Here is a 9,895-nt window from a genome sequence, read left to right on the forward strand (position 1 = left end):
ACTTCTTCCTTCATTAATTTTTCAATCATGATATTTCACTTTTACTTTATTCTATCCGTAGCCTTTCTCATTGCATTACTAACTTCTTGGTTAACAGATTCTTGATATATGTCAGCGTAAGTTTTTGAATCTTTTATTAAATCGTCACAGAAAGCTGCTACATCATTACCCGTAACTTCTAGTACTCCTTTCCCAATAAGGGCACCCTCTTCAAAAAGATCTACGATTCCAGTAAGCAAATCTGTTCCTTCATTTAGTTCAACAGGTCCAACTTTAAAGAGATATTTTTGGATTTCCTTATAAACAATTTGATAATCTTTTGGTAGGGATTTAACACGCTCCACGTGTGCTCGCCACTCTTTTTTACCTTTGATGATATCTTGTATTCCCATTTTATCCTCCTATTTGCCTAATTTTTTAGCAATATTATTATTAAGTTGTTTTCGCCATTTATCTCTATAAGAATTTGCCCCATCTTTACCCACTAGAGCTGAGCAGAATCCCTTAATATCCTCACCTAAAGCCTCTTGGATACTCTGACCATCAGAAGCTGTTTCTTCTAGTAGGCCAATCACACCCTCAAGAATTGGCATGAGATTGCGACCTGTGAAATCTGAGTGCTCCCAAAGATTAGCCTTAATCTTTTCCCATGCAGCTTGATAGTCAGCTGGTAGCTTTTCAGCTCTTAATTCAAAAACTTTAAATTCTTTAGTCATGTCACTTCCTGTAATTTTTTCCCAAAAATTCATTATTTCTTCTCCTTTAATTCATTTATTTTTGATGATACGAATTCCCATCTTTCCCAGAACATTCTCAGTTCCTCACGTCCTGCATCATTCAGCTTAAAAAATTTTCGCGGAGGACCCATATCTGATGGTTTTTTTCTATGTCTACGAGTTTATTCTTCTCTAGCCTCACTAAAATGGTATAAACTGTCCCATCAACAATATCTGAAAATCCTAATGTATTTAACCTTCTGGTAATCTCGTAACCGTAGGTTTCCTCATGATTTATTATTTCAAGGACGCAGCCTTCTAGTACCCCCTTTAACATTTCTGTTATATTTTCCAAATGGTTCACCTCTTTACTATCTAGTAATACTAATATTCTGTATTACTTACTACTACTATATAGTAACACTAAGTAGTTAAAGTGTCAATACGTTATATTTAATTTATATATGTTTGATCTTATACTAAAAATAAAGAAACCTCATTTATAATTAGATCATGCAATACTTCTCTATTCTTAAATACTATTAATAACAATTGATACAAAACAAAAAAGTTCATGAAAAAAAACGGTAAATAGTATTTTCATGAACTTTCTATATTACTTTTAATTAACTTCATAACTATCTTAAAGTTAACTTTCATTTTTTATATTATTTAGCAAACCCTCAAACCATTTAACATTTACTAAATGATGAGAAAGTGAATTTTCTAACATCTTTTTAAAATAAAGTGAGATAGTTTCATTATTATTAATAGATTCTTCTAATAATAAAATCTTCTTTCTTGTTTGCTCTATTTGTATTTCTATTAATTTTGTTATCTCTTCTCTTTTATATTCATTAGCAAATAACATTGCAGCATAAAAAGATAAATTTATATAATCTGTTTTAGATCCATACTTATACATCAGGTTTTCAAATTCTTTATTTCCTAATTCAGTAATTATATAATTATGAGTCTCTCTATTATTGTCTACTTGATCAATCTTTTTAATATACTCTTTTTCTTCTAATTGTTGGAGATTATAATAAAATGATCCCTTAGTAAAACTTACTATATATTTATAGTGTCTTTTTTCCATTAATGCTAATAGTTCGTAACCGTACGATCCTGGATTTTCTTTTAATAAGCCTAGAATTAGTAATGGTATCAAAAAAACACCTCCTTTATATTTCTCATCAAAATTATATTATTAGTTATTTCATAATCATAAGATTTAATTATTGTTGATTTGCATGATTTGAGTTTGAAATTCATCATATGATATTCTACCTAATGCAAAATCCATACTTTTTATATATATTTTTTCTCCTCTGGTATTTTCTCTAGAATAATTAATATTTAACATATCATCTTCATTAATTAATGGATTTAATATATGTTTCCTATTAGAAAAGGCTTCAAAATATCGTAAACCAAATTTTCTTTGAGAAATTGCATCAATATGAATGCCATCAGGATTAGAAGTTAAACCTGATGCTGTGACAAAGTAACAATTATTTTGTTCAAAAGCAAATTTTTTTAACTCTTGATTAATAAAATTATATTCAGTACAATTTTTCCCAAACCCTTCTTTACCTAGAAAATCTCCTAATCCTCCAATAATAATCGGAATATTTGGTGCATTCAACTCCTTTCTAAGAGTATCAATAATTAAAAGTAATTTTTGGTAATATACTTTATAATTACCATTAATGCTATCACTTTCTCCTTGGTGCCATAAAATCCCTATTAATTCACTACTTTCCATAGCAAATTTAGCTTCATTTATTGCATGTCTAAAAAGTGCTTTATCTATAGCCCACTCATCCAGTGAACTTCCACCTTCAGCACAAGGAATTAATCCAATTATATCTTCTTTATTTTCACTACACCATGCATCAGCAAATGAACCTGCTAGACTTATTCCTGAAACAGGGCGGTCATAATTAATAGGCTCAGTCATCATCTGCCATCTACCATTACGTAACATTTGTATTCTCTCATTATAAATTGTTGGTACTTCATTAATAAACCCTCGCCCAGCCATATTTGACTGTCCTAACATTAAAAATGATTTAATCATTTTCTTCATCCTTCCTTTTGATGTTATTAAGCATCAAGTAAATTTTCTAAATCTAAAATAAACAAACTTTGTTATGGTCTAATTAGACTACTAACACTTAAATATTATAGTCTAATTAGACTATTTGTCAATAATATATTTGTTTACTTACTATTTTATTCTTATATCAATACTTTATATAATGTAAAAATACCCTGAATAACAGGATAAAAATTCATAATACATTTTAAAGGTATGCATGTTTATTAGGTGATATAATGTGGAAAATTATATTAAGATTCGATATTTTTTATATTAGAAAAGTCGAGCATAATAAAATCATATTTGGTACTATGTGAATATAAAAGGAGGGAAATATGTTACACGAATTAAATCATGTGATTGACTACATTGAAGATCATATAACCGATGATAACCTATCTCTTGAAATAATTTCTGAATATGCTGGAGTTTCTGACTATCACTTTAGAAAGATATTTTTCTATCTTTCAGGTTTAACCCTTAATGAATATATAAAGAACAGAAAATTATCAGAAGCAAATAAGGATTTATTAAATGGAGAAAAAGTAACAGATGTTGCTTTAAAATATGGCTATCAATCAATGGATGGATTTACTAGAGCTTTTAAAAAATGGAGTGGTTTTTTACCCTCAGATTCCATAAAAAAAGGCATAAGTAAATCATTTCCCAAACTATCATTTATAATAACCGTTAAGGGAGGAATTTCTATGGAATTTAGAATCGAAGACAAACAAGCATTTAATTTAGTAGGTGTAAGTAAACGTGTTCCTATGCAATTTCAAGGTGTAAATAACGAAATTGTAAAGCTTGCACAGAGCATAACAGACGAACAAAGAAAAGAGATGCATTCTCTTCAAAATATTGAACCTTATGAAATAATTAATGCTTCTTATGAGGCTGATGCAAATTTCTTAAAAGAAGAGGGAGATTTAACTCATCTCATAGGTGTTTTAACAACTGAAAATGAAGTAAGTAATCTATTAGAAAAGGTGCCAGTCAAAGCCTGTACTTGGGCTATATTCCCAAATGAAGGACCATTTCCTTCTACATTGCAAGAAACAATGGCAAAAATTTATTCAGAATGGCTTCCTTCTTCTAATTATGAATTAATCAACGCCCCTACTTTTTCTTTTACTAAAATGAATGAGCATAAAAAAGATTATGCTTATAGTGAAGTCTGGATTCCTGTTACAAAAAAATAGACACTAAAAAATATACAAATAATTATAAGTGTATAAAGTGACAGAATATAGACACAGAGCCGGTAACCTAGGAGAGTATACCCTGTGGTTATCGGCTCCTTTATGAGCTTTTACGTAAAATATTATAAATGTAATATAATTTTATCTACTTCCTTTACATGTTTTAAAGATAGATCCTACTCTATTATTTAAATCAAAGTATCCTGAATCCATTAAAACTGTCGGCTTGACTTTTAGTGCGTTAGGCCTTCCGTTTTCTAAGCAATCTTTATTTGCATATACAGCAACAATCTCACCTATAAACATTGTAAAATCAAATATTGGTATAATCTGTATTACCTTACAAAGATAATTTACAGGACATTCTTTTATCATTGGTGCATTTCCTGCTTCATCATAAAATGATTCAAAAATCTCTGATTTATCTACTTTATTACCAGAAACAGTGCCGCAATAATCAGTTTTTTCAACAGCCCCAGATGACGGGATATTTACAGTGAAAAATCCATTTTCCAATACTCCACTAGTTGTACAATGAGTATTTTTCAATGAAATATAAAGTACAGGTTTTTGGCTTACAACTCCGTACGCCCCAATAGTTGCATAGTTAGGTTTTCCCTTAACAGTTGCCCCTGCCAAAACTGTAATATACGGCCCAAAAGGGATATTGGCTATCTTCTTCTTATTCATAATTGTTCTCCTATTGAAATCTTTATTTGTCGCGACAATATAAATTATAAAGTGAAAATAAATAAATTAATAGACTTTTTCTTTATTATGAATTATTATATAGATAAAGTATGCCCATTACGAGGCACACTTTATTTTTTCTCTACTTCAAACTAGTATCTAAGGTATTATTCATTAACTTCTCTAAGCCACTCTCCGAAGTTAGCTTCTCAAGATTATTAAATATTTTCTCTTCGTCCCAGTTCCACCATTGAAGCTTTAGCAAGAATTCAACCTTTTCATCACTAAATCGCTTTTTGATAAATTTAGCCGGATTTCCACCATATATTTCATATGGTCCAACACTTTTTACTACTGTTGAGTTAGATGCAATAATTGCACCATCTCCAATTTTAACACCTGGCATAATAGTTACATTTTGACCTATCCACACATCATTGCCAATTACTGTGTCACCTTTAAAAGGAAGTTGCTCCAGTGTGGGAGTTACCTTCTCCCATCCACTGCCAAAGATATTAAATGGATAGGTTGTGATTCCATCCATTCTATGATTTGCACCATTCATAATAAATCTAATACCTTCTGCGATTGCACAGAACTTTCCTATTACTAGTTTGTCTCCCAAAAATTCGTAATGGTGCTCTATACTGTCATAAAATTTCTCTGGAGACTTTTTATTATCACTATAATAGGTATATTCACCAATCTCAACATTAGATCTTTTAGTTAAATTGCTTATATAGCAAACTGTCTTTATATTTTCATTTGGATAAAGTTTATCTTTATTAGGTCCAAGCATAAATATTCACTCCTTCTAGTTTTCTTAAACTACACATAAACATGTAAATTCAATCTATTCATAAATTAATTGACCAATCTTACCACATTCTTCTGTAAGCCAGTTAAAAGTTTTTTTGATTTTATTTTAATTCTCATTTATTTCATAATAAATACTTATACGTATCTCTATCATATATAAACTTTTTATTACAACTAATCTTTACATCTATCCTGTCAACTCAACCTCATGATATCTAACGTATCTACTTAATCTTATACTTTTGAGACTGTTGTTATGTTCGAAAAAACAACAAAAGAGGTTTTCCTAACACTAAAATCTTTAGTTTGTAACTATAAGATTCGCCTAATGTTGAAAAACCTTTATATATTGTTATTTTTTGTTCTCATTTCTACTTTCTTATATTATTAAACCATTCAATTGTTGATTTTTCTACCTCCTTTGGAAGCGTTTTATTATATACCTCATCATATAGCCATGCCAATGTCTTATTACTTAAATACTTTCTCATTTCATCTTCGGCTTCTAACATTACAACTTTTATTAAACAAGGGCATTTGGTATATTTATCTGATAAGTTATCTTTATCTAACAATATATTTTTTTGTCTAATTTCTGCACATTGAAAAAATGGTTCACTTCCTTCTACTGATTCAACAACATCCCAAAATGTTATTTCTTCTGCACTACGAGCTAGTGCATAACCTCCCTTTACACCTGGTATTGATTTTATAATTCCTGATTTACTTAACTTGGCATATACTTTTGATAAATAAGTTTCCGATATACCCTGAAATCTGGCTAAGTCTCTTATTCCCACAGATTTACCGTCTTCTAAATTTACCATATATAATAAACAATGTATTGCATATTCTACTCCTATTGAAAACTTCATTTTTCATACTCCTTTGATTTATATAGTCTTTTATTAATATTATCCTATTATTTTTCTCATTCAAGATAATCATACAACATAAAATATAAATTTTTTTACAAAATATTTATATTGACAAAAGAAAAAGAAAATCATATTATTATTATTATAGATAATACCTATCCACGATAATTATTATCTATATTTGAAAAGAAAGAGGGAATATTAGATGCTTACAGAAAAATTTTATGATGTTTTAAATCACGAAGGAGTGGTTTCAATAGTATCATTAGGGGTAGATGAAGCACATGTAACTTGCACTTGGAACTCCTACCTAGTGGTAACAGATGATGAAAGAATTCTAATTCCTGCAGCTGGAATGCATAGTACAGAAAATGATGTAAATCATAATAATAAAGTGAAAGTTACTCTTGGTGCTAGAGAAGTCATGGGCCGTAATAATTACCAAGGAACAGGTTTTGAAATTGGCGGTACTGCAAAATTTCTTACAGCCGGTTCAGAATTTGATATGATGAAGGGAAAATACTCATTTTTAAATAGAGTATTAGAAATAACAGTTTCATCAGCAAAGCAGTTGCTTTAGAATTATGCTATGTTAAAGAGTAATGCTAATATACCATTACTCTTTAATAATTTCACAGTAATAGTGAATTAATCTTATATTTAAGTAATATAGAAGAACGTAAAACCTATACCTTAACGCCAATATCCCTAACTTTGCATAATAGTTAGACTTCATAATAATATTCCCTCAAACTATCAGTCTGAGGGAGCATATCTATGCCTACATTACATTACTCATGACTCTTATACTCCCAATGCTTCCTTCGCCATCTGAGCATAGTCCTCAACACCAGATACCATTGCAAACTCAGCAATTGAAACTGGATATGCAGCTACTAATTCAATAATATGATCTTTCATCTTAGGCCAGTAATATCCACCAGCTTCTTTATAAGAAAAAATCAGAGTTTCTAGACCCTCTTCTCCAAAAGCTTTATAATGAAAAACAAAGTCATTTGATATATCCGTAACCTTTGCTTCGGTCCAGTCGATTAATCCAATTACATTAGCATCTTTATCAATCATAGTATGGCCTGCATGAACATCTCCATGAATTAGTCCAGTTTTCTTTGGCCACACTTCATCATCATTAATCCATGCCTCCCATCTATTCCATAGGTCCTCACCAACACCAAACTTTGCTTTTACATCATCCATACGCTGCTTCATTGATATTCTTACCTCTTCCGGGGTCTGCACTACTAGTCCAAGCTGCGCAGCCTTATCAATAGGTATGCTATGAAGCTCTGCTAACACTCTACCAAGAGACTTGTGAAATGATTCTGGAACATCGTTAATATCTATTTCCCAAACATAATTCCCTACATTGTGGTCTATAGTTCCTGCTGGCATACCAGACAACTTCTTGTAAGCAATTAACTCATCCGTGTAAATAATCCAATTTGGTGCCTGAAAAGATTTGGCATACTGATTAACTAAATCTAATGCTTGTTTTTCCAACTTTGTTCTAGCCATCACATCTTCTCGCCTTGGCAACCTTAGAACCCAGTCAATTCCACTTTCATCTTGTGCAAGTACAACTTGAAAATCAAGTCCTGATTCATTAAACTGCATTGTTTCTTCATTTAGAATAATATTATGTTTTTTAGTTATTTCCTTAATTTTTTTCATATCTCTACTCATTAAAATCACTCCTATCTAAAAACTTTTTTCAGATTTCAGTTATAAACTCTATGCACGCTTTGATATAGCATTAATAATTTTATCCCAATCATTATAATGAAGCTCATGCCCAGTACCATCTAAGGTAACCAATACAGAATTTGGTATAATTCCAGAAAGATGAACTCCATGCTCGTAAGGAATAATAGGGTCTTTTGTTCCATGTATTACAAGTGTAGGAGCATTTATCTCATCAATTCTTGACAAATACGACCCCCACCCTCTTATAAATCCGTGATTCTCCCTACTCTGCAAATTGCTAGCTCTATCAAACTCTTCTTCATTCAGTCTTCTTATTCTCTTTTCATCAAATATATATTTAGTCCCTATAAGAACTTTGCTTTTTTTCATAAGGTACTCTATCACTTCATCTTTACTTTGCCAATTTTTGATTTTAAGTTCACCTAAAGATTCTGTTACTTTACTATCCTTTCTAGGAAGACTAGAATCGAAATTTGATGTCATAATTAATGAAATAGTAAGAATCCTACCTGGGTGTTTAAGAGCTATTATCTGAGTAATAATTCCACCCATAGACATACCAATTATATGAGCCTTATCAACCTTATACGCATCTAGTACCTGAATTGCATCATCAGCCAGATCATCAAAGTTATACTCTGGATGACCATACTCATAGGTAATTGATTTACCTGTATCTCTGTTGTCATAGCGTATAATATGAAATCCTTGATTACTTAGCCTCTTACAAAAGTCTTCTTCCCACCAAATCATTGATGCAGTAGCTCCCATAATTAACAAGATTGTTGGATTATTAATATCTCCAAAACTCTCAGTACAGATATGAACGTCGTTAAAGCAAATCATTTTTTCAGCCATAACTTATCACCACTTTTCTACTTTAATTTGATAATATCATTACTTAGGTTCAATTAAGTCCGCGCAATTTGATTAGCAACAGCTTCAAATAATAACTCTCTAACTCCTTCATAATTATATTGCTGTAAATCTCCCTTTTGAGAGCCTATTAATAAAGCTGATCTTAAAACTCCAGCTATAACGCCTGGGTCTTCATCGATAATCTCCTTAGATTCTTGACGTGACTTTATAAACTCCATAAGAGGTACAATGCTTCTTAGATTCTCTGAGCCAACATACTCTGGATTTAGCTTCCTAGATACAAGTTTGTACTCCTCTATATTGTAAACTAGCCTTTGAGTTAAAATCTTAGATTCTAGTTCCAAAGTCATAATATTTAAATACATCTTTATGGCTGAACGTATATCCTTAGCAGCAATAACCTTTGGCCAAACCTCCTTTTCAATTTGCTCTCCCTCATATGCTAACAATTCCATATATAACATTTCTTTTGACTGGAAAAATAGATAAAAAGAGCTTTTTGCAATACCAACTGATGAAGTAATATCCTCAAAAGAGGTACTCTTAAAACCCTTATCTATAAAGAAACGATAGGCAACTTCAAGCAATTCTTCTCTAATTTTTTCTTTTTCTAACTCTGTAAATTTAGCCATAATATAAAGTACCTCCCTATTTTATAAACACAAAAACAAAATATTTATTTGTTTTTATATTAGCATAGATTATTTTACAATTCAAGTACTTTATTTGTTATCCATCCTTTCCCTCGTCCTAACGAATTCACCTTTTCTATCTCCTCTACCCTAACTAATTTTAGGCCGATTTTTTTACTAAAAATAAACCCTCGATATGTTCTCACAAATACACATCAAGGGTTTAAGTTGAGTTGATAAATTTACTTTT

Annotated in this window: 12 protein-coding genes and 1 pseudogene; 2 read left to right on the plus strand and 11 right to left on the minus strand. The window is 30.7% G+C overall.

Annotated features, from left to right (window positions below; genetic code table 11):
- Window positions 1-41: 41 nt before the first annotated feature.
- The 5 genes and pseudogenes from A500_RS13605 to A500_RS13625 form a co-directional block, all read right to left on the minus strand.
- Window positions 42-392, minus strand: coding sequence for a DUF1048 domain-containing protein (locus A500_RS13605; protein WP_016208146.1), 351 nt, complete (start codon window positions 390-392; stop codon window positions 42-44).
- A gap of 9 nt (window positions 393-401) precedes the next feature.
- A complete protein-coding gene (locus A500_RS13610) occupies window positions 402-749 on the minus strand; it encodes a DUF1048 domain-containing protein (protein WP_016208147.1) in 348 nt (115 codons plus the stop codon).
- Window positions 749-1,071, minus strand: a pseudogene (locus A500_RS13615) (PadR family transcriptional regulator). The gene A500_RS13610 and the pseudogene A500_RS13615 overlap by 1 nt, the downstream one beginning before the upstream one ends.
- A 294-nt stretch (window positions 1,072-1,365) precedes the next feature.
- Complete coding sequence (locus A500_RS13620) at window positions 1,366-1,887, minus strand: PadR family transcriptional regulator (RefSeq protein WP_016208149.1); 522 nt, start codon at window positions 1,885-1,887, stop codon at window positions 1,366-1,368.
- 63 nt (window positions 1,888-1,950) lie between these two features.
- Window positions 1,951-2,799 (minus strand): sialate O-acetylesterase, encoded by an 849-nt coding sequence (locus A500_RS13625; RefSeq protein WP_016208150.1) that lies wholly within the window; start codon window positions 2,797-2,799, stop codon window positions 1,951-1,953.
- Window positions 2,800-3,155: 356 nt separating this feature from the next.
- Here A500_RS13625 and A500_RS13630 point away from each other — a divergent pair, with 356 nt between their 5' ends.
- Window positions 3,156-4,022, plus strand: coding sequence for an AraC family transcriptional regulator (locus A500_RS13630; protein WP_016208151.1), 867 nt, complete (start codon window positions 3,156-3,158; stop codon window positions 4,020-4,022).
- A 141-nt stretch (window positions 4,023-4,163) separates the two neighbouring features.
- Here the strand turns inward: A500_RS13630 and A500_RS13635 are convergent, their stop codons facing one another.
- The 3 genes from A500_RS13635 to A500_RS13645 all read right to left on the minus strand — a co-directional run bounded on the left by A500_RS13635 (window position 4,164) and on the right by A500_RS13645 (window position 6,406).
- Entirely contained in the window at window positions 4,164-4,712 is a 549-nt protein-coding gene (locus A500_RS13635) for a flavin reductase family protein (RefSeq protein WP_016208152.1), read from the minus strand.
- 142 nt (window positions 4,713-4,854) lie between these two features.
- The gene (locus A500_RS13640; RefSeq protein WP_016208153.1) at window positions 4,855-5,511 is read right to left on the minus strand and encodes a Vat family streptogramin A O-acetyltransferase; all 657 of its coding nucleotides are present in this window, start codon (window positions 5,509-5,511) and stop codon (window positions 4,855-4,857) included.
- Window positions 5,512-5,902: 391 nt separating this feature from the next.
- A complete protein-coding gene (locus A500_RS13645) occupies window positions 5,903-6,406 on the minus strand; it encodes an RrF2 family transcriptional regulator (protein ID WP_016208154.1) in 504 nt (167 codons plus the stop codon).
- Between the two features lie 208 nt (window positions 6,407-6,614).
- Here A500_RS13645 and A500_RS13650 point away from each other — a divergent pair, with 208 nt between their 5' ends.
- On the plus strand, window positions 6,615-6,989 hold the full coding sequence (locus A500_RS13650; RefSeq protein WP_016208155.1) for a pyridoxamine 5'-phosphate oxidase family protein: 375 nt from the start codon (window positions 6,615-6,617) through the stop codon (window positions 6,987-6,989).
- A 224-nt stretch (window positions 6,990-7,213) separates the two neighbouring features.
- On the opposite strand, the gene A500_RS13655 is transcribed toward A500_RS13650, so the two are convergent.
- From A500_RS13655 to A500_RS13665, 3 genes are read right to left on the minus strand one after another with little or no spacing between them, the layout of a single operon-like run.
- Window positions 7,214-8,113, minus strand: a complete 900-nt coding sequence (locus A500_RS13655; RefSeq protein WP_016208156.1) for an Mph(B) family macrolide 2'-phosphotransferase — start codon at window positions 8,111-8,113, stop codon at window positions 7,214-7,216.
- A gap of 48 nt (window positions 8,114-8,161) precedes the next feature.
- Window positions 8,162-8,992 carry an alpha/beta fold hydrolase gene (locus tag A500_RS13660; protein WP_016208157.1) on the minus strand — a complete coding sequence of 277 codons (831 nt, stop codon included), beginning with the start codon at window positions 8,990-8,992 and terminating at the stop codon, window positions 8,162-8,164.
- 53 nt (window positions 8,993-9,045) lie between these two features.
- On the minus strand, window positions 9,046-9,645 hold the full coding sequence (locus tag A500_RS13665; RefSeq protein WP_016208158.1) for a TetR/AcrR family transcriptional regulator: 600 nt from the start codon (window positions 9,643-9,645) through the stop codon (window positions 9,046-9,048).
- Window positions 9,646-9,895: the final 250 nt, after the last annotated feature.

This window comes from Clostridium sartagoforme AAU1, assembly GCF_000401215.1.
In the GTDB taxonomy this organism is placed as follows: domain Bacteria; phylum Bacillota; class Clostridia; order Clostridiales; family Clostridiaceae; genus Clostridium; species Clostridium sartagoforme.

Excerpts from the sequence above, each read along its gene's own strand:
- A500_RS13605 (WP_016208146.1), bottom strand. The coding sequence starts at position 392 with ATGGGAATACAAGATATCATCAAAGGTAAAAAAGAGTGGCGAGCACAC.
- A500_RS13610 (WP_016208147.1), bottom strand. The coding sequence starts at position 749 with ATGAATTTTTGGGAAAAAATTACAGGAAGTGACATGACTAAAGAATTT.
- A500_RS13625 (WP_016208150.1), bottom strand. The coding sequence starts at position 2,799 with ATGATTAAATCATTTTTAATGTTAGGACAGTCAAATATGGCTGGGCGA.
- A500_RS13630 (WP_016208151.1), top strand. The coding sequence starts at position 3,156 with ATGTTACACGAATTAAATCATGTGATTGACTACATTGAAGATCATATA.
- A500_RS13635 (WP_016208152.1), bottom strand. The coding sequence starts at position 4,712 with ATGAATAAGAAGAAGATAGCCAATATCCCTTTTGGGCCGTATATTACA.
- A500_RS13640 (WP_016208153.1), bottom strand. The coding sequence starts at position 5,511 with ATGCTTGGACCTAATAAAGATAAACTTTATCCAAATGAAAATATAAAG.
- A500_RS13645 (WP_016208154.1), bottom strand. The coding sequence starts at position 6,406 with ATGAAGTTTTCAATAGGAGTAGAATATGCAATACATTGTTTATTATAT.
- A500_RS13650 (WP_016208155.1), top strand. The coding sequence starts at position 6,615 with ATGCTTACAGAAAAATTTTATGATGTTTTAAATCACGAAGGAGTGGTT.
- A500_RS13655 (WP_016208156.1), bottom strand. The coding sequence starts at position 8,113 with ATGAGTAGAGATATGAAAAAAATTAAGGAAATAACTAAAAAACATAAT.
- A500_RS13660 (WP_016208157.1), bottom strand. The coding sequence starts at position 8,992 with ATGGCTGAAAAAATGATTTGCTTTAACGACGTTCATATCTGTACTGAG.
- A500_RS13665 (WP_016208158.1), bottom strand. The coding sequence starts at position 9,645 with ATGGCTAAATTTACAGAGTTAGAAAAAGAAAAAATTAGAGAAGAATTG.